Source organism: Duganella hordei, from assembly GCF_040369125.1.
GTDB lineage: Bacteria > Pseudomonadota > Gammaproteobacteria > Burkholderiales > Burkholderiaceae_D > Rugamonas > Rugamonas hordei.
Genome location: NZ_BPWI01000005.1, coordinates 481,322 through 499,942 on the forward strand (window position 1 = coordinate 481,322; position 18,621 = coordinate 499,942).

The 18,621-nt window shown below is 69.7% G+C and carries 14 protein-coding genes; 5 read left to right on the forward strand and 9 right to left on the reverse strand.

The window, feature by feature from the left end; all coding sequences use genetic code 11:
• Positions 1–7 precede the first annotated feature (7 nt).
• From ABWW33_RS15300 to ABWW33_RS15320, 5 genes are all read left to right on the forward strand, one after another.
• Positions 8–460, forward strand: a complete 453-nt coding sequence (locus ABWW33_RS15300) for a type 2 periplasmic-binding domain-containing protein (protein ID WP_176654017.1) — start codon at positions 8–10, stop codon at positions 458–460.
• Positions 457–3,129: a bifunctional diguanylate cyclase/phosphodiesterase gene (locus tag ABWW33_RS15305; protein ID WP_353402605.1), complete on the forward strand. Its 2,673-nt coding sequence runs from the start codon at positions 457–459 to the stop codon at positions 3,127–3,129. Before ABWW33_RS15300 ends, ABWW33_RS15305 begins: the two co-directional genes overlap by 4 nt.
• 79 nt (positions 3,130–3,208) lie before the next feature.
• Entirely contained in the window at positions 3,209–4,303 is a 1,095-nt protein-coding gene (locus ABWW33_RS15310; protein ID WP_353402607.1) for a polysaccharide biosynthesis/export family protein, read from the forward strand.
• A gap of 7 nt (positions 4,304–4,310) precedes the next feature.
• Positions 4,311–6,527 (forward strand): GNVR domain-containing protein, encoded by a 2,217-nt coding sequence (locus ABWW33_RS15315; protein WP_353402608.1) that lies wholly within the window; start codon positions 4,311–4,313, stop codon positions 6,525–6,527.
• 141 nt (positions 6,528–6,668) lie between these two features.
• Positions 6,669–9,023 carry a choice-of-anchor Q domain-containing protein gene (locus ABWW33_RS15320; RefSeq protein ID WP_353402610.1) on the forward strand — a complete coding sequence of 785 codons (2,355 nt, stop codon included), beginning with the start codon at positions 6,669–6,671 and terminating at the stop codon, positions 9,021–9,023.
• 19 nt (positions 9,024–9,042) lie between these two features.
• On the opposite strand, the gene ABWW33_RS15325 is transcribed toward ABWW33_RS15320, so the two are convergent.
• The 9 genes from ABWW33_RS15325 to ABWW33_RS15365 form a co-directional block, all read right to left on the reverse strand.
• Positions 9,043–10,842, reverse strand: coding sequence for a sugar transferase (locus tag ABWW33_RS15325; RefSeq protein ID WP_353402611.1), 1,800 nt, complete (start codon positions 10,840–10,842; stop codon positions 9,043–9,045).
• The gene (locus ABWW33_RS15330; RefSeq protein ID WP_353402612.1) at positions 10,836–12,029 is read right to left on the reverse strand and encodes a DegT/DnrJ/EryC1/StrS family aminotransferase; all 1,194 of its coding nucleotides are present in this window, start codon (positions 12,027–12,029) and stop codon (positions 10,836–10,838) included. Before ABWW33_RS15330 ends, ABWW33_RS15325 begins: the two co-directional genes overlap by 7 nt.
• Positions 12,026–13,297, reverse strand: a complete 1,272-nt coding sequence (locus ABWW33_RS15335) for a glycosyltransferase family 4 protein (RefSeq protein ID WP_353402613.1) — start codon at positions 13,295–13,297, stop codon at positions 12,026–12,028. The genes ABWW33_RS15330 and ABWW33_RS15335 overlap by 4 nt, the downstream gene beginning before the upstream one ends.
• Before the next feature lie 4 nt (positions 13,298–13,301).
• Complete coding sequence (locus ABWW33_RS15340) at positions 13,302–14,096, reverse strand: polysaccharide deacetylase family protein (RefSeq protein WP_218087908.1); 795 nt, start codon at positions 14,094–14,096, stop codon at positions 13,302–13,304.
• Complete coding sequence (locus ABWW33_RS15345; RefSeq protein WP_176654025.1) at positions 14,093–14,800, reverse strand: hypothetical protein; 708 nt, start codon at positions 14,798–14,800, stop codon at positions 14,093–14,095. The genes ABWW33_RS15340 and ABWW33_RS15345 overlap by 4 nt, the downstream gene beginning before the upstream one ends.
• 9 nt (positions 14,801–14,809) lie before the next feature.
• Positions 14,810–15,499, reverse strand: coding sequence for a GNAT family N-acetyltransferase (locus ABWW33_RS15350; RefSeq protein ID WP_353402615.1), 690 nt, complete (start codon positions 15,497–15,499; stop codon positions 14,810–14,812).
• On the reverse strand, positions 15,486–16,586 hold the full coding sequence (locus ABWW33_RS15355) for a glycosyltransferase (RefSeq protein ID WP_353402617.1): 1,101 nt from the start codon (positions 16,584–16,586) through the stop codon (positions 15,486–15,488). The genes ABWW33_RS15350 and ABWW33_RS15355 overlap by 14 nt, the downstream gene beginning before the upstream one ends.
• Positions 16,579–17,841 carry a hypothetical protein gene (locus tag ABWW33_RS15360; RefSeq protein WP_353402619.1) on the reverse strand — a complete coding sequence of 421 codons (1,263 nt, stop codon included), beginning with the start codon at positions 17,839–17,841 and terminating at the stop codon, positions 16,579–16,581. The genes ABWW33_RS15355 and ABWW33_RS15360 overlap by 8 nt, the downstream gene beginning before the upstream one ends.
• On the reverse strand, positions 17,828–18,621 hold a 794-nt coding region (locus tag ABWW33_RS15365; protein ID WP_353402621.1), incomplete at its 5' end, for an oligosaccharide flippase family protein. The genes ABWW33_RS15360 and ABWW33_RS15365, both read right to left, overlap by 14 nt.

An 18,621-nucleotide genomic window follows, 5' to 3' on the forward strand; every position in this document is an offset into this window, starting at 1 on the left:
GGCTGCCATGCACGCTCTTCCACTGACACTCCGACGGCTGCTGGCGCTGTCGCTGCTGCCGCTGCTTCTGCTGTCGGCGGCCGGCGCCGCGCGTCCGGCCGAACTGGTGGTCATCGTCTCGGCGCGCAATCCGTTGTCGGTGCTGCGCCCGGAACAGGTCGTCGACATCTTCCTGGCGCAGACCGGGCGCTTCCCCGGCGGCGACGAGGCGGTGGCGCTCGACCTGCCGCTGGGCAGCCCGCTGCGCGACGAGTTCTATAGCAGGGTGGCGGCCAGGTCGCCGGCGCTGATGAAGGCTTACTGGACCAAGATGGTGTTCACCGGACGCGGCCAGCCGCCGCGCGAACTGGCCAGCAGCGCCGCCGTGCGCAGGATGGTGGCCGACAATCCGTCGATGATAGGCTACATCGACCGCAGCGCGCTGGACGCCAGCGTCAAGGCCGTGCTGGTGACCCCTTGAATACCGCTACCGACGCCACCCATAAAACCGACACGCTGCGCGCGCGCTGGCTGCGGCGCGGGCTGGACACGCACTTCTCGCTGCCGCTGTTCGCCTTGCTGCTGCTGGTGGCGATCTGGGTGGTGGCGTACCAGGAGATCGCCGTCGAGCGCATCCACGCGCGCGAGGCGGCGGCCGATTCGCTGCGCGACATGCTGGGCACCTACGAGGCGCAGGTGGCGCGCAGCCTGGACGGCATCGACCAGACGCTGCGCGTGCTCAAGTACGCCGTCGAGCGCAAGGGCGCGCTGGGCGCGCTGCCGGAGCTGGGGCGCGAGGGCCTGCTGCCGCCGGGCGTGGTGTTCGTGGTCAGCATCGTCGACCGCAGCGGCATGACGGTGGCCAGCAATCCGCAGGCGCTGCCGATCTCGGTGGCCGACCAGGCGTACTTCAAGTTCCACCAGGAGCGCGACAGCGGCGGCACCTACGTCAGCCAGGCCACGCGCGACGCCGCCAACACCGAATGGCATCTGCACTTCACCCGCCGGCTCGACGACGATGCCGGCAATTTCGCCGGCATCGTCATCGTCGAAACCGATCCGGCCTATTTCACCAGCAGCTACGAACGCAGCCGGCTCGGCGAGTACGGCATGCTGGGCCTGGTCGGCGGCGACGGCGTGGTGCGCTCGCTGCGCATCGGCGACAAGCTGTCGTTCGGCCAGCGCATGGACAAGCCGGCCGGGGTGATCGCGAGCTTTGAAGGCATGCGCCGCTACATGGGCATGCGCGAGCTGCACGGCGTGGGGCTGAACGTGGTGGTCGGCCTGGCGGAGGGCGAATTGATGGCCGGCTTCGAGCGCCAGCGCCGCGAAAAGCTGATCCAGGCGGCGGTGGTCAGCGCGGTGCTGCTGGCCAGCACCGCCTTGCTGTGGCTGTGGTCGTGGCAGGGCGCGCGCAACCGCGCCCGCGTGCGGCGCGCGCAGGAAACCTATGCGGCGGCGTCGGCGGCCAGCCTGGACGCCTTCTTCGTCATGCGCGAGGTGCGCGACGTGGGCGGCGAGATCATCGATTTCACGTTCGTCGACGCCAATTCGCGGGCCGAGAAAATGACCGGCTTCAGCAAGAGCCGGCTGTGCGAGATGACGCTGTGCGGCTTGATGCCGCAGGCGCGCGAGACCGGCCTGTTCGCCCACCTGGTGCATGTGACGCGGGTCGGCGGCGTGCACGAGCAGGAATGGGAAAGCACGATACCGCAGCTGCGCGCGCGCTGGCTGCACCAGCAGGTGGTGCCGGTCGAAGGCGGCATCGTCGCCATCGTGCGCGACATCAGCGAGCGCAAGCTGGCCGAGGAGCGCATGCTGCACCTGGCCCACCACGACACGCTGACCGGCCTGCCGAACCGCAGCCTGATCGGCGACCGCCTCGACATGACGATCGCCCAGGCGCAGCGCAGCGGCGGCGCGGTGGCGGTGGCGTTCATCGACCTGGACGGCTTCAAGCTGGTCAACGACGGCCTGGGCCACAACGCCGGCGACGAATTGCTGAAGGTGGTGGCCGAGCGCATGAGCGGCTGCCTGCGCGCCGGCGACACCGTCGGCCGCTTCGGCGGCGATGAGTTCGTGCTGGTGCTGACCGAGCCCGACGACGGCGCGGCCGCCGCGTCGGTGCTGGAGCGGGTGCGCGAGGCGGTGCTCGAGTCGATCATGCTGGGCGGGCAGGAAGTGCAGGTCAGCTGCAGCATCGGCGTGGCGGTCTATCCGGACGACGGCGCCGACGCCGGCACGCTGCTGATGCACGCCGACACCGCCATGTACCGCGCCAAGGAACTGGGCAAGAACAACTGCCAGTTCTACACCCGCGGCATGAACGCCAGCATCGAGGAAAAGCTGGTGCTGCTGGAGGGCTTGCGCGGCGCGCTGGACGACGACCAGTTCCGCCTGGTCTACCAGCCCAAGGTGGACCTGCGCACCGGCCGCGTGTTCGGCGTCGAGGCGCTGGTGCGCTGGGAACATCCGGAGCACGGCTTCATCGGGCCGGACCGCTTCATTCCGCTGGCCGAGGAGAGCGGCATGATCGTCGCGCTGGGCGAGTGGGTGCTGCAGACGGCCTGCCGCCAGAACCGCGCGTGGCAGGACGCCGGGCTGGCGCCGCTGCGGATCTCGGTCAACGTGTCGCCGCGCCAGTTCGAGGAGCAGCGGCTGGTCGAGCGGGTGGCGCTGGCGCTGTCGCAGAGCGGCCTGGCGCCGGAATGGCTGGAGCTGGAGGTGACCGAGGGCGTCATCATGCGCGACCTGCAGCAGGCGGTGGACAAGATGGCGGCGGTGCGGGCGATGGGCGTGTCGCTGTCGATCGACGACTTCGGCACCGGCTACTCCAGCCTGTCGGCGCTGAAGTCGTTCCCGATCAGCACGCTGAAGATCGACAAGTCCTTCGTGCGCGACCTGGGCTGCAGCGAGGGCGACGAAGCCATCGCCAGCTCCATCATCGGCCTGGCGCACCGGCTCAAGCTGCGCGTGATCGCCGAGGGCGTGGAGACCGAGCAGCAGCGCAGCTTCCTGCGCGAGAACGGCTGCGACGAGATGCAGGGCTATCTGTTCAGCCGTCCGCTGCCGGCCGAGCAGCTGCGCCAGCTGCTGCTCAAGCAGCAGACGCAGCCTGTGCCGCCGCGCGACGCCTGCCTGCTCGCTTAGCCGCGCGTTTGATCTGCAACAAGGCCGCCTGCCGGGCGCCCATCTACTCTGAACCTAGTTCCGAGCCACGGTGGCCGCCATGTCTACTTTCCGTTTGTCCGGTTTGTGCCGTATCTTTTTTTTGCTGCTGTTCTGCCTGTGCGTGCTGTCCGGCTGCGCGGGCGACCTGCACAGCGCGTCGGCGACGGACGAAGCGGCCGTCATCGCGATCACGCCGCAGCTGCTCGACGCCGAACGCCAGCGCGCCAGCGCGCCGCCGGTGCCGGACGTGCCGGCGCCGGCGGGGACCTCGACCGACGGCGCCTACCACATCGGCCCCGGCGACGTGCTGGCGATCACCGTCTGGGACCATCCCGAGCTGACCGGCGCCGTCGCCCGCGACCTGAGCGCCGACGCCTACGTGCAGGGGCCGCCGGCCGCCAACTTCGTGGTCGACCAGCAAGGCCAGCTGAACTTCCCGTTCGCCGGCACCATCACGCTGGCCGGGCTGACGCGCGAGCAGGCGCGCGCGCTGCTGGCCACGCGGCTGGCGCGCTACTTCCGCGATCCGCGCGTCACGCTCAGCGTGCAGGCCTACCGCAGTCAGCGCGTGTATATCGACGGCGAGGTCAAGGCGCCGGGCCTGCAGGCCATCAACGATATCCCGATGACGCTGCTGGAGGCGCTGAACCGCGCCGGCGGCCTGCTGCCGAGCGCCGACCAGAGCCGCATCACGGTCGAGCGCGGCGGCCAGCGCCACCGCATCGACCTGCTGCGCACCCTGGCCGGCGGCCGCCATCCGGCCGTGCTGATGCTGGCCGACGGCGACATCGTGCGGGTGCCGCCGCGCGACGAGAGCAAGGTGTTTGTCGCCGGCGAGGTGCTGACGCCGCGCGCGCTGACCATGCACGACGGCCGCCTGACCCTGAACGAGGCGCTGGGCGAGGCCGGCGGCCTCAATCCGCAGAGCGCCGATTCCGGCCAGGTCTATGTGGTGCGGCAGAGCCCGCAGGGGCCGCGCGTGTACCGGCTGGACGCGCGGCCGGCGCAGGCGCTGGCGCTGGCCGAGCGCTTCGAGCTGCAGCCGCGCGACGTCGTGTACGTGGCCTCGTCGGGCCTGGCCAACTGGCACCGCGCCATCAGCCAGCTGTTCCCGGGCGAGCTGTCGTCGGCCGTCGGCGCAACCCGTCCGTGAGCGCGCCATGAACGATCCCCACGACTCCTCGTCTTCCTCGCTGCTGCGTCCGCTGCGCGGCGTGGCCGCGCCGGCCCAGCTGATCGAGCGGGTGGCGCCGCCGCCGGAACCGGAGCCGGGCGCGCTGCCGTGGCGCGCGTATTTCCGGGTGCTGTACAGTTGCCGCTGGCTGATCGTGTCGGTGGCGCTGCTGTGCACGCTGTCGGCGCTGCTGTACGCGCTGGCGGCGCGGCCGGTGTACGAGGCCAACATGCTGCTGCACGTGGAGGAGGACAACCCGAACGCGTCCAAGAACATCCTCAACGACGTGTCGTCGCTGTTCGAGACCAAGAAGGCGGCGATCGCGGAAATGGAGTTGCTGCACTCGCGCATGGTGGTGACGCGGGCGGTCGACACGCTGCGGCTGTACATCCAGGCCACGCCGCGTTATTTTCCGCTGGGCGGCGAATGGATCGCCGCGCGCGGCGGTGGCCGGCTGTCGGAGCCGGGGCTGTTCGGCTACGGCGGCTACGCGTGGGGCGCGGAAAAGCTGGAGGTCGCGCGCTTCGAGGTGCCCGACGGCATGTATAACCGCGATTACACCGTCACCGCGCTGGGCGGCGAACGCTACCGTTTGAGCGACGGCGGCGGGCGGGTGCTGATCGAGGGCAGGGTGGGCACGCTGGCGCGGGCGAATGGTGACGGCGGCGTGGTCGAGCTGCTGGTGACGCGGCTGCGCGGCAATCCCGGCGTGCGCTTCATCCTGCGCCGCACCACGCGGCTGGCGGCGCTGGAGCAGGTGCAGCGGGCGCTGCAGATCGCCGAGCAGGGCAAGCAGTCCGGCGTGATCGAGGTGCGGCTGCAGGGGCCCGATGCGCAGCAGGTGTATGCGACGCTGAGCCAGATCGGCAGCGAATACATGCGGCAGAATCTGGCGCGCCGCACCGAGGAGGCCGAGAAGACGCTGGCCTTCCTCGACCACCAGCTGCCGGCGCTGCGCGAACAGCTGGAGACCGCCGAGGCCCGCTACAACGGCTTCCGCAGCGCCCAGGAGACGATCAACATGGAGCAGGAGGTGCGCATCGCGCTCGACAGCAAGACCGCCGCGCAGGCGCGCCGCAGCGCGCTGGTCCAGAAGCGCACCGAGCTGCTGGGGCGCTACACCGACGAGCATCCGGTGCTGCAGGCGCTGAACCAGCAGCTGCGCGAATCGAACCGCGAGCTCACCGAGCTGGAGGTGCGCATCAAGAAGCTGCCGCTGCTGGAGCAGGAGCAGTCGCGGCTGGTGCGCGACGTCAAGGTCACCAGCGACCTGTACACGGCGCTGTTGAACACGGCGCAGCAGCTGCGGGTGATGGCGGTCGGGCGCATCAGCAACGTGCGGCTGGTCGACATGCCGGTGGCGCCGGAGCGCGCGCTGAAGCCGAACCGGCCGCTGATCGTGCTGCTGGGGCTGGTGACGGGGGTGTTCGCCGGGGCCCTGCTGGCCTTTGCCAGCCGGGCCGTGCGCGGCGGCATCGACGATCCGCAGCGCATCGAGGCGATGCTGGGCACGCACACGGTGCATGCGACGATCCCGCACAGCCGCAGCCAGGACAAGCTGCGGCGCCAGGCGCGCAAGCAGGCGCCGCTGTTGCTGGCGCAGGCGGCGCCCGACGACGCCGCCGCCGAGAGCCTGCGCGCCTTCCGCGCCACCTTGCTGTTCGTGTTGCCGCACAGCCGCAACAACATCGTCAGCTGCGTGGGGCCGACCGCGCGGGTGGGCGCGTCGTTCGTGTCGGTCAACCTGGCGCTGCTGCTGGCGGCCGGCGGCAAGCGCACGCTGCTGATCGACGCCGACCTGCGCGACGGCCGCCTGCACGACAAGTTCGGCGTCGACCGCGCCGGCGGCCTGGCCGAATGCCTGGCCGGCACGCTGCAGCCGCACCAGGCGGTGCGCCACAACGTCGCCCCCTGGCTCGATTTCATCCCGGCCGGCAGCGCCGCGCCACAGCAAACCGAGCTGTTGCAGCCACGCCGCCTGGCGCTGCTGCTGGCCGCGCTGGACGCGCGCTACGACGTGGTGCTGATGACGGCGCCGCCGGTGCTGGCCGCCGCCGACGCCTTGCTCATCGGCGCGCAGGCCGGCGCCGTGTTCCTGGTGGCGCGCGCCGGCGTCACCACCGAAGCCGAGCTCAGCGAGTCGGTGCAGCGCCTCAACCGGGCCGGCATCGCGCCCCATGGCGTGGTGTTCAATGACGCTTAGGTGCGATGCCTTTGCGATGCCTGATGGCAGCTATTCCTGCCGTAAATAAATCTTGTCAGAATTTTTTTCTAAAAGCATTGAACTATAGAATTTGATTTGAATCAAACCTACCTCATTCACTTCATGAACGAGGAACGTTTGATGAAAAATTCTGTCAACTACCTGTCGCAGGGACATGTCAACATCGTGGGTTACGGCGCATGCGCCGTCCTGCTTGCCGCGTGCGGCGGCGGGAGCGGCGAATTGGCCGCCACCTCCACGGTGTCACCACCGGCTCAGCTTGCCGCCAGCGTCAGCTACAACGACGCTGTGGCGACCTCTGCCTTATACGTGTCCACGACCGGCTCGGACAGCAATCCGGGCACGCAGGCGGCGCCATTCCTGACGATCGCCAGAGCTGCCCAATCCGCCACGGCCGGCACCGTGGTGCACGTCTCGGCGGGCCGCTATGCGGGCGGCATCGTCACCCGCGCCAGCGGCACGGCGACGGCGCGGATACGCTATGTGTCGGATACCAAGTGGGGCGCGAAGATCGTGCCGCCGGCCAGTTCGTCGTCGGCGTTCGGCTGGGACAACCGCGGCAGCTACGTCGACATCGTCGGCTTCGAAGTCGACGGCAGCGCGGTGCAGGCCGGCACGCGCTGGAGCACCGGGCTCTACACGGGCGGCTCGTTTGCCGCGCTGCAGGGCAACCATGTGCACCACATCGGGCAGGGCGCCTGCGCCTCCGGCGGCGGCATCGGTTCCGACAGCTATTACAGCGGCGCCAGCAACGACGTGCTGGCCAATGTCGTGCACGACATCGGCGCCAGCGGCTGCAAGACCATGTACGGGGTCTACGTCAATACCGCCGACAGCGACGTCAAGAACAACCTGATCTACGGCGTGTCGAACGCGGCCGTCAATCTGTGGCATGACGCATCGCGCGTCAATGTGACGAATAACACGATCTTCGCCTCCTATACCGGTATCGTGGTGGGGAGCGGCGATTACTACCATGCCACGACGGCCGGCGATTACTCCCGCGTTTCCAACAACATCGTGTACGACACCGTCTACGGCGTGATAGAGCTGGGCAACCTTGGCGCGCACAACACCTACAGCAATAATCTGATGTACTTGCAGACTGCTTATGCTTTCTTGCTCAGCAAGAGTTTCGCGGTGGCGACGGTGGCGGCGCCGCCGCAGTTCGTCAATTACGTGCGCACCGGCGGTGGAAATTATCATCTGCAGTCGACGTCGCCGGCGATCAACAGGGCGCTGGCGACCGATCTGCCGCCGACCGATCTGGACGGCATGGCGCGTCCGTCCGGCGGCGCCGGCGATATCGGCGCGTATGAGTATGTCGGCACCACGCCGACGCCAACTCCGACGCCGACGCCGACGCCGACGCCGACTCCAACCCCAACGCCGACTCCAACCCCAACGCCGACCCCGACTCCAACGCCGACGCCGACGCCATCGCCAGTCCCGGCCACCGCCAACCACCTGTACGTGGCCACCACCGGTTCGGACAGCAACTCCGGCGTCCAGGGCTCGCCGCTGAAGACGATCGCCCGCGCGGCCGCGCTGGCGCGTCCGGACACCACCGTGCACGTCGCGGCCGGCACCTACCCGGGCGGTTTCACGACCACCGTCAGCGGCACCGCAAGCGGACGCATCTATTTCGTCTCGACGACGAAATGGGGCGCGCGCATCGTGCCGGTGGCCGGTTCCAGCAGCGACACGGGCTGGGACAACCGCGGCAACTACGTCGACATCAACGGCTTCGAGGTCGACGGCAGCTCCAGCACCGCGTGGAAGCACGGCATCTACAACGGCGGTTCCTACGATGCCATCCGCAACAACCACGTGCACCACATCGCGCTCAGCGGCTGCAACAGCAACGGTGGCTCGGCGATCGGCGTCGACTCCTACTATCACGGCGTGGCGGGCGACGTGACAGGCAATGTCGTGCACGATATCGGCCCTGCGGGTTGCACGTTTGTGCAGGGTATCTACCTCAGCACCTCGGGCAGCGTGGTCAACAATGTCGTCTACCGTGTAGCGGAAGCGGCCATCCACTTGTGGCATGACGCCAACAACGTCATCATCGCCAACAATACGGTGAGCAACTCCCATACCGGCATCATTGTCGGCGGCGGCGATTTCTACTTCCGCACCTCGCCGGACGATTACACCCACGTGGTCAACAACATCGTCTACGACAATACCTACGGCATCTCCGAGCAGGGCTCGACCGGTACCCACAACACCTACAACAATAACCTGGTGTACCAGAACAGCAGCTACAACGTGAGCCTGCGCAACGGCTTGACGGCGGCGGCATCGGTGAGCGCCGATCCGCAGTTCGTCGCCTACAGCCGCAGCGGCACGCCGGACTTCCACCTGCGTAGCAGCTCGCCTGCCAAGGGCGCCGGCACCACCACCTACGCGCCGTCGGTCGACATCGAGGGCACGCCGCGCTCGCCGGTGAGCATAGGCGCCTACCAGTAAGGCGGCGAGACGCCGCCGCTCAGGCGGCGTCGCGCGGCGCCGGCGCGGCCGGGCCGGCCATTGGCTGGCCGGCCCGCTCCGCCAGCGCCAGCTTGATGCGCCGGCGCAGCCGCGCGGTCTGCGCCTCGAACGGCAGGTGGAACAGGTAGGACAGCAGCACGCATACGGCCAGCATGGCGGCATACACCGCGATGCTGGCCGGTTCGTTGGGCGACAGCAGGGCGCCGCCCCGATAGTCCCACAGCATCCGCAACAGCGGCACATGCAGCACATACAAGGTGAACGAGAAGCCGGCGATGAAGTTGCTGAACGACGCCAGCCGGCGCCTGGCCGGCGTCGCGTCCCGGCGGCCGGCGCTGCACAGGCACAGCAGCAACAGCAGGCTGTAGAACATATCCTGCAGCCAGGAATTCCGGTCCAGGTCGCCATTCTGGCCCAGCAGGCGCAAGAACAGCGCCACCAGCAGCAGCGTCAGCGCGAACAGCCAGCGCTGCGTGCGGCTGGCCTCCAGCCGCACGCGCGAGGCGGCCACCCCCATCAGCCAGACGGTGAAATACAGCAGGATGTCGGTGCGCAGGCAGGCCGCGATCGACAGCGCCAGCGCGGCCGCGCCCAGCTGGCGGGTGGTGTTCGCGCCCCGCAGGCTCAGCACCAGCAGCGGAAACAGCACGTAGTACCAGGTTTCAAAGGCCAGGCTCCACAGCGGGAAGTTGCCGCCGAACGAGGGCACGGCCATGGTCTGCAGCCCGGCCAGGTTGCCGAGCAGGCTGGTGAGCGACCACGGGTTGGCGGCCGACAGGCTGGGCGCGGCCGGGTCCAGCGCGCCGCTGCCCAGCGCAAGCAGCAACATCAGCAGCATGCCTGGCAGCAGCACGATCCACAGCCGGGTCATGCGGTCGACCGCGTAGTCGCGCAACGCATGCGGCTGTCCGATGCGGTCGAGCAGGCTGCCGCCGACCAGCCAGCCGCTGATGACGAAGAACACCACCACCGCCTGGTGGGCGAAGCCGGTGGCGAAGGCCAGCGCCTGGTACCACCACGAAGGCGCTTCCAGCGTGCTCAGGCCCGGGAACACCTGCGCGCGCAGGTGGGCGGCGGCCACCTGCAGCGCCGCCAGCCCGCGCAGCAGCGCGATCAGCAGCGACTGCCGGTCCTGCGGCGCCAGCCGGCTTTGCTCCAGCCAGCGCAGGCGTGGCTGGACGGCGGCGTCCGCCTCCTGCGCGCGCCCGAGCAGCAGCGTCCTCAGCGTGCAGAACAGGATGCGCAGGTCGCTGCGGAAGCTGCGCTGCTGGACGTAGCGCACATAATAGTCCAGCTTGGCCGGCAGGATCTGCAGCAGATAGGTCTGTTCCGGATCCGCGGCGCGGCGCAGGATCTCGCCCTCGTCGCGGAAGTGCAACGCGGCCCAGTCGGTGATGCCGGGCGCGACCGACAACACGATCTCGCGCGCCTGCGGCGGGTAGTGGGCCACGTAGCGCGGCACCTCGGGCCGCGGTCCTACCAGGCTCATCTGGCCCAGCAGCACGTTGACCAGCTGCGGCAGCTCGTCCAGCTTGTGCCGCCGCAGCAGCGCGCCGGCGCGGGTGGCGCGGGGATCGTCGGCCAGCGACAGCTGCCCCACATCCTCGGCCGCCGCCTGCATCGTACGGAATTTATAGATGTTGAACGGCACGCCGTGGCGGCCGACGCGGCGCTGGCGGAACAGCACCGGGCCGGGCGTGTCCCACTTGATCCAGGCCGCCAGCAGCAGCAGCAGCGGGGCCAGCAGCAGCAGCCCGGCCAGCGCGGCGGCGATATCGAACAGGCGTTTGGCTAGCATAGCAGCTCCTTCAGCGCGGCGATCACGCGGCTCTGGTCGGCGTCGCGCATGCGGGTGTACAGCGGCAGCGTCAGCAGCGACTGGTAGCTGGCGTCGGCCTGCGGGAACTGTTCGGGACGCAGGGCGTAGCGCTCGCGCCAGTAGGGCTGGCGGTGCAGCGGAATGTAGTGCACGCTGGTGCCGATGCCGCGTTCGGCCAGCAGCTCGATCAGGCGGTCGCGCGCCAGCGGCGCGGCGGCCGTCAGGCGCACCGGGTACAGATGCCAGGCGTGCTGGCAGCCGGGGCCGGCGTCCGGCGGCAGCCGCAGCGGCAGCCCGCGCAAGCCCTCGGCGTAGCCGCGCGCCAGCGCCTGGCGCCGCTGCAGGAAACGCTCGATCTTGCGCAGCTGCTCGCGGCCGATGGCGGCGGCGATGTCGGTCAGGTTGTATTTGTAACCGGGCGCGACCACCTGGTAGAACCAGGCCGGGCGCGGCGACGTGTAGCGGTCGAACGCATCCTCGCTGATGCCGTGCAGGCGCATGACCTTGACGCGGCGGCACAGCGCCGGGTCGCGGCTGACCACCATGCCGCCCTCGCCGGTGGTCATGGTCTTGTTGGCGTAGAAGCTGAACACGGCGGCGTCGCTGTCGAGCGTGCCGACCAGGCGCCCGCGGTGGATGGTGGGGAAGGCGTGCGCGGCGTCCTCGACCACGCGCAGGCCATGGCGCCGCGCCAGCGCCAGGATGGCATCCATGTCGCAGGCCAGGCCGCCGTAGTGGACCGGGATGATGGCGCGCGTGCGCGGCGTGACGGCGGCGGCGATCGCGGGCGGGCTGATGCACAGCGTGGCGTCGTCGACGTCGACGCAGACCGGCTCGGCGCCCAGGTAGCGCACCACCTCGGCGGTGGCGGTGAAGGTCATGGTGGGCACGATGACCTCGTCGCCGGGGCCGATGCCGAGCGCCTCCAGCGCCAAGTGCAGGCCGGCGGTGGCGGAGTTGACGGCGATGGCGCTGACCCCGCCGCCCAGCCAGGCGGCGAAGTCCTGCTCGAACTGCCTGCTGACGGGGCCGCTGGTGATCCAGCCGGAACGCAGGCAATCGAGCACGGCGTCGGCCTCTTCCTGGCCCAGGTCCGGCAGCGCGAAGGGCAGGAAGTCGCGCGCCGGCGCGGCCGGGGCGGGTTGCTGCGGATGGGACGGTTTCATGGCGGTCTCCTGGAGGGCTGGCGGGTTTGGTCGCTGTGCGCGCCGCAGGCGGACAGGAAGCGGTCGGCCAGCAGCGCATAGTTGAGGTGGGTGCGCGCGTGCTCGGCGCCACGCCGGCCCAGCAGCGCGCGCTCCGAGCCGGTCATGGCGGCCAGCCGGGCGATGGCGGCGGCCAGCGCGGCCGGATCTTCGGGCGGCACGCTGAGGCCGCAGCCGGCCTCGGCGACCGGGTCGTTGCCGGCCTCGACCGCATGGACCACCGGCCGCGCCGCCATCATGTAGTCGCCCAGCTTGTTGGGCGCGATGCCGTAGCGGTACAGCGGCTGGCGTCGCCAGCCGAGGTAGGCGATGTCGAAGCGGGCCAGCAGCGCCGGCATGTGCTGCTTGGCCAGCGGCGCCAGGAAATGCACCTCGCGCAGGCCGGCGGCCGCGGCCTGGCGCCGCAGCGCTTCCTTGTCCGGGCCGGCGCCCGCCAGCACGAAGGACAGCGGCCGTCCGCGCAGCAGCGCGGCCGCGTCGAGCAGCGTGCCGAGCGCGTTGGCCAGGCCGTGGCTGCCGGCATAGCCGACCACCAGCCGGCCGCGCGCGCGCAGGCCGTCCAGCAGCGCGGCGGCCGGCGCCGGCAGCGGCGCGGCGTTGGCCTCCCACTCGGCCAGCGCGACGCCGTTCGGCACCACGTGCAGCTTGTGCGGCGCCATGCCGCGCGCGGCCATGTGCGAGGCGACCTTGGGCAGGATCGAGATCACGGCGTCGGCGTGGCGGTAGGCGTAGTCCTCGGCCGCCTGCATCAGCAGGATGAACGGGTGCCAGCGCGGCATGCCGCCCAGCTCCATCGGCGACAGCGGCCACAGGTCGTGCACCTCGAACGCCAGCCGCGCGCCGGCCAGCGCGGCGATGCGGTGCGCCGGCCAGATGTCGGCCGGGTAGGTGCTGGAGGCGATCACCAGGTCGGGCCGGAAGTCCCGCGCCAGCGGCCGCGCGCCGCGGTACAGCGCGGCGACGAAGGCCGCCATATTGGCCGCCCGGCCCAGGCCGTTGCCGTGGTAGCCGGGTGTCGCATGCCAGCGGTAGTGGATGCCGTCGATGATCTCGTCCAGCACGGCGCGCCCGCCCAGCACCGGCGCGCGGGCGCGCAGATGCGAGGTGGCCGAGGCGACGATGCGCACGCTGTGCCCGGCGCGCACCCATTCGCGGGCCAGGTAGTAGGGCCGGTATTCCATGCCGTGGCGCACCGAGCCGGCGTAGTGGTTGATGAGCAGGATGTTCATCGGGTCACCAGCGCCAGGCTTCGAGCACGCGCCGCAGGTTGTGGCCGCTGCTGGCGGCCCAGTTGGTGCGCCATTGCACCGGGTGGGTCAGCAGGCAGATGCGGCGATGGCGGCCCAGCGCCTGCTGCGGGGGCATCGGATGGAAATATTGCGGGTGCGGCCGGTCGCTGATGTAGAGGTCGAAGCTGTCCATCAGCGCGGCGTCGTAGCATTCGGCGGCGATGCCGCAGCGCCGGCGCAGCGCCGGGTCGTCCAGCAGTTCGCAGTTGCTCATGCCGAGGCGGCGGTTGGCGAAATCGCCGTGGCTGGCGACCGTCAGCAGCTTGCTGCCCAGCTGTTGCTCGATGCGGTGGAAATTGCCCTCGAACTCGCGGCGGATGTCGGCCATGCGCGCACGCACCGTCGCCGGCGCCTTCAGGTGGGCGCGCTTGGCGTAGGTGGCGATCTCCTCGTAGTGGTAGCTGGCCTCGCTGCCGTAGCGCTCGATCTCGCGCATCAGCTCGAAGTCCAGCGTCGACAACCGGAAGTAATAGCTGGCGCGCACGCCGTGCTTGCGCTCGAGCGCGAACATGCGGCGGGCGGTGGCCAGGTCGGTGTCGATGTCGTGGCGGTGCACCAGCACCGGACGGTCGCCGCCGGCTTCCCCCTGGCGCAGCGTTTCCAGCCACGAGCGCACCGACGTCTGCCGGTAGCCGGCCCGCCGCGCCTGCCGCAGCAGCGCCTCGTAGTGATGCAGCCGCGACGGCATCAGGTAGTCGCTGTAGATGCGGCGGGCGATGGTCTTGATGGCGCTCTTCATAGCAGGCTGTAGCGCGCGCGGTAGGGGACGAAGCCGAGCATGGTCTTGAAGTGGCGCATCCCGGCCTGGGCGCCGAAGAAGGTGTCGTACATCAGGTAGTCCGGCCCGCCGCCGGCCTGCCGCTCGAGCAGCAGCAGGGCGACGATGTCGGTCACCATCAGGTGCATGACGCCGTCGTTGTTGCGGTAGCCCATCAGCTGGGAAAAGGCGGCGAAATTGCCGTAGCGGCCGACATTGCTGTAGGCCATCAGCTTGCCGAACTTGTTGAACACGCCGTAGTAGCGGAAATTGCACTGCGTGTCGTAGTGCAGCTTCTTTTCGCGGTAGTTGGCGTCCATCGGCCGGCCCTGGCGGGTGCTCAGGCTGGTGTTGATGTCGTGGATCTCGTCGATGTGCGCGTTGCGGTCGATCTCGGCCAGCCTGTAGCCGCGCCGCCTGGCCTTGCTGGCGTAGCCGGCGCCGCCGTGCTGGCCGGTCAGGCTGTCCAGGTAGGCGGTCGGGCAGGCGTGGCGGCGCAAGTCGATCAGCGCGACGCCGAGCTGCTTGTGGCCAAACACCTTGTACCTGGGATGCGGACGGGTGAAGTTGCGATGGGTTTCCCTGACGTCTTCCGGATTGAGACTGGTGTCGAAACAAAGGCTGGCCACGGGCAGTCTGGCTACGTCCAGGATCAACTGGCAATGGCGGGTGAGCGTGGTTAACATGTAAGCCCCTCAATGGATGGAGTAGTGAATGACATAGGGCTGGAAGCCCAGCTTCTTTTTAAATTCCCGCAAGCCGGGCTTGGCCCCCAGGTAGGTGTCGTACATGAAGTAGTTGTAGCGGCCGTCGTCGATCAGGCGGCAGGCGATGTCCGCCAGCAGCAGATACATGACGCCGCTGCTGTTCTTGTAGCCCAGCAGGCGGTCGGTGGCGGCAAAGTCGCCATAAATGCCGACGTCGCAATAAGCGGCAAGCCGGCGGTCACGGTCGAGCACGCCGAAGTAGCGGAAGCTGTCGACGGCGAAATAGCGCTCTATCTTGTCGGCGTACGCCGGATCCATCGGCCGGCCCTGGCGCTCGGCCAGCGAGGTGTTGATGCGGTGGATGTCGTCGACGTAGTCGTTGCGGTCGATTTCCTCGACGCTGTAGCCGCGCCGGCGCGCGCGCCGGCTCTGGTAGCCGGCATTGTCCTTATGGCGCAGCGCGTGCAGGTAGTCGGCGCCGCTGGCGTAGGCGCGCAGGTCGATCAGCGCGATGCCCAGCGTCTTGTGCCGCACCAGCCGGTAGCGCGGATGCTGCATGGTGAACAGCGCGTGGGTGCGTTGTATCAGAGCCGGATTGAGCGCGGCGTCGAAGCGCAGCCGGGCGCGCGGCAGGCGGGCGATGTCGCCGATCAGGCGCAGATGGTCAAAGAGATTCATAGAAGCGCAGCAGCTTGATCGATTCGCTGCCCCAGTTGTAGCGCGTCCGCACCGCCGCGCGGCCGTTCTCGCCCATGCGGCGGGCGACGTCCGGATGGCCGGCCAGGTAGTCGATGGCGGCGGCGATCGCGGCCGGGTCGTGCGGATCGACGCACACGCCGCAGCCATTGCCCTCGACGATGCCGCGCCACAGGGGGAAATCGGAGGCGATCACCGGGATGCCGGCCGCCATGTACTCGAACATCTTGACCGGCTGCGCGTCCAGGTGGTTGGGCGTGGGGTGCAACGTGACCAGGCCGGCGCGCGAGGCGGCCAGCATGGCGCCGACGCCGGCGCGGTCGAGCAGGCCGACCGCGTCGATGCGGCCCCATCCCGGCAGGGCCCGCATCCGCGCGGCCAGCGCCGGTTCGCCGAAACTGCCGGCCAGGCGCACCCGCACCGGCGTGCGCAGCAGCTCGCAGGCGCGCACCAGCTCGGCGATGCCGCGGATCGCGCTCAGCCCGCCGACGTAGCACACCTGCAGCGGCTTGTGCTCCCAGCCGGGATCGGCGCTGAACTCGTCGGACAGCGGGAAGTTGTTGATGTCTATCGTGCTGCGGTTGATCAGCGAAAACTTGTCGCGGATGGTGGGCGTGGCGGCGATCACGCCGTCGAGCAGGCGGCAGGCATGGTGCTCGAAGCGGGCGTAGGCGGCGGCCAGCAGCCGCCGCGACGACGGCCCCAGGTAGGGCTTGCCCAGCAGCTGCAGCGGCACGTCCTCGTGGGCGTCGAAGATGACCTTGTGGCCGCGCAGCTTGAGCAGCAGCGCGGCCGGCAGCAGTTCCGGATCGTGCAGCTGGACGATGTCGGCGCGCAGCCGCAGCGCCAGGCGGTAGACGCGGTGCGTGCCCGACAGCATGCGGTCGAGCCGGCCGCTGGTGGCGCCGGCGTCGAGGATGCGCACGCCGTGGCGGTAGTCGTTGCCGTGGCCGTCGGCCACCACCAGCGCGACCTGGTGGCCGTGCTCGGCCAGGGTGCGGCATTGCTTGCCGAAGATGCGGCTGTCGTAGCGCGGATGGGCCGAGGTCAGGTGGGCGATGCTAAGCATGGCCTTCTCCACGGCGGTAGCGGGCGTAGGCGCCCAGCGCGGCGCCGATCTGCATGTCGCTGAAGAAGTGCGACAGGCACAGCAGCATCAGGGTCATCGCCAGCAGGCTCCAGGCCAGCACGAACGGCGGGCGGCGGTTGGCGCGCTCGCCCAGCGCATAGGCGTGCAGCGCCATCTGGCACAGCGGGTAGATCAGCAGCAGCAGCAGCGCGACAAAACCCAGCAGGCCGAGGTCGACCCAGGCCGACAGCACGTTGTGCGCATACAGCCCGACCTGGTAGCTGGCGTAGTCGCCCAGCAGAGGATGCCGGGCGATGGTGGCCAGCGCCTGCAGCGTCAGCTCGTGGCGCATGCTGGCCGAGCTCGACTGCGACAGGTCCAGCAGCTCCAGCGTGCGGTTGCTGGGCACGACGGCCAGGATGTCCCGCAGGTTGAACTGGATCAGCGCGGCGGCGCCGATGAAGGCGGCCAGCATCAGCAGGCGGTGGCGCGCCGTGTGCAGCTCGATCAGCGGGATCAGGAACAGCAGCGCGCCGAACTCGCTGCGGGCGGTGTTGATGTAGAGCGTGGGCAGGCCCAGCGCGTACAGCGCCCAGCGCAGGCTGCGCTGCGGCGTGCAGGCCAGCATCACGGCCAGCGGCAGCAGGTAGGAGCGGGAGAAACCCTGGTAGGTGGCGACGCTGTCCGGATCGCGGGCGGCGCCCAGCGCGGCCAGGTAGAACGCGCCGTCGACCGAGTACGCGAACACGATGAAGGACATGCCGGCCAGGCTGGCGAGCTGGGTCCAGCGGAAGCGGCGGCTGTCGAAATCGAGCGAGATGAAGATGACGAACAGGTTGAACAGGTAGACCAGGGCCAGCACGTGATGGCTGGTGATGACCGGGTTGGCGCCGGCGGCGTTGCAGGCGACGATGGCGGCGAAGTAGGCGAGGAAGGCGAGGAAGGCGGCGTCCACGCGGGGCAGCTGGTAGTGCCGCACCTGCAGCCGGCGCAGATAGGACAGCAGCAGCGGCGGCAGCATCAGCAGCGAGATGACGGCGAAATAGCCGCCCAGGTAGGCGCGTATCAGGCCCAGCCCCAGCAGCGTCTGGTAGAAGAAGAAGCCGGGGAACAGCAGGAAGAAGGCCAGTTCCGCATAGCCGGGACCGAGCAGGCCGGCGCGCGCCGGCGCGCGTGCCGGGGCAGGGGCGCGAGCCGGGCCGCGCTGCCGCCCCCGCGCGGGGAAGCCTGCCGCCGGCGATTCAGCCTGCCGCATGGAGCCTCCTCCCCGGGACATCGCGGTTCAGCGCGTAGCGGTAGGACATCTGCAGGTACAGCAGGTACAGCAGCGAGTAGCCGACCGTGTAGGCCAGCACGCTTTGCTTGAGCGTCAGCGGCGCGGCAAACGCGGCGATGGTCATGGCGAACAGGGCGACCTGCCAGACCAGCTCGATCTTTTGCCGGCCGGCGACGAAGAACACGTAGCTGAGCGGGCTGGCGATAAAGTTGAGGAAATACAGCGGCGCCAGGATCTGCGCCAGTTCGCCGGCGCCGCGCCAGGCCGGGCCGAAGACAAAGCTGAACAGCGCCGGCGAGGCCAGCAACAGCACCAGCGACGGCAGGCAGCCCAGCAGCAGCAGCACGCGCAGCGCGTGCAGGTAGGCCGGGCGGCAATTGCCGTCGTTCTGGAACTGGCGCACCGATTCGCGCTTGAACACTTCCAGCACCGAGGCGGCCAGCAGCGAGATCGGCGCCGCCAGCACGCGCAGCGTCAGCGCGTACAGGCCGGCGGCCAGCGCGCCGTGGCGCGCGCCGATGATCAGCAGCGGCAGCTGGCCGACGGCGGCATTGAGCAGATTGGCCGGCAATGAAAAATGCCAGAACGCGCGGTGCTTGATCAGGTAGCGCCGCTGCAGCGGGGTCGGCCGCCAGCCCGCCATCCAGTGCCGCCACCTGGCGTGCGGCGATGGCGGGGCGGACGGCGCGGCCCATGGCGCGCTCGACGGCGACGGCGGCGCCAGCAGGCGGCGCGCGGCCAGCAGCCCCAGGGCCAGCC

Coding starts and splice junctions, on each gene's coding strand:
- ABWW33_RS15300 (WP_176654017.1), top strand. CDS start 8: ATGCACGCTCTTCCACTGACACTCCGACGGCTGCTGGCGCTGTCGCTG.
- ABWW33_RS15310 (WP_353402607.1), top strand. CDS start 3,209: ATGTCTACTTTCCGTTTGTCCGGTTTGTGCCGTATCTTTTTTTTGCTG.
- ABWW33_RS15315 (WP_353402608.1), top strand. CDS start 4,311: ATGAACGATCCCCACGACTCCTCGTCTTCCTCGCTGCTGCGTCCGCTG.
- ABWW33_RS15320 (WP_353402610.1), top strand. CDS start 6,669: ATGAAAAATTCTGTCAACTACCTGTCGCAGGGACATGTCAACATCGTG.
- ABWW33_RS15325 (WP_353402611.1), bottom strand. CDS start 10,842: ATGCTAGCCAAACGCCTGTTCGATATCGCCGCCGCGCTGGCCGGGCTG.
- ABWW33_RS15330 (WP_353402612.1), bottom strand. CDS start 12,029: ATGAAACCGTCCCATCCGCAGCAACCCGCCCCGGCCGCGCCGGCGCGC.
- ABWW33_RS15335 (WP_353402613.1), bottom strand. CDS start 13,297: ATGAACATCCTGCTCATCAACCACTACGCCGGCTCGGTGCGCCACGGC.
- ABWW33_RS15340 (WP_218087908.1), bottom strand. CDS start 14,096: ATGAAGAGCGCCATCAAGACCATCGCCCGCCGCATCTACAGCGACTAC.
- ABWW33_RS15345 (WP_176654025.1), bottom strand. CDS start 14,800: ATGTTAACCACGCTCACCCGCCATTGCCAGTTGATCCTGGACGTAGCC.
- ABWW33_RS15350 (WP_353402615.1), bottom strand. CDS start 15,499: ATGAATCTCTTTGACCATCTGCGCCTGATCGGCGACATCGCCCGCCTG.
- ABWW33_RS15355 (WP_353402617.1), bottom strand. CDS start 16,586: ATGCTTAGCATCGCCCACCTGACCTCGGCCCATCCGCGCTACGACAGC.
- ABWW33_RS15360 (WP_353402619.1), bottom strand. CDS start 17,841: ATGCGGCAGGCTGAATCGCCGGCGGCAGGCTTCCCCGCGCGGGGGCGG.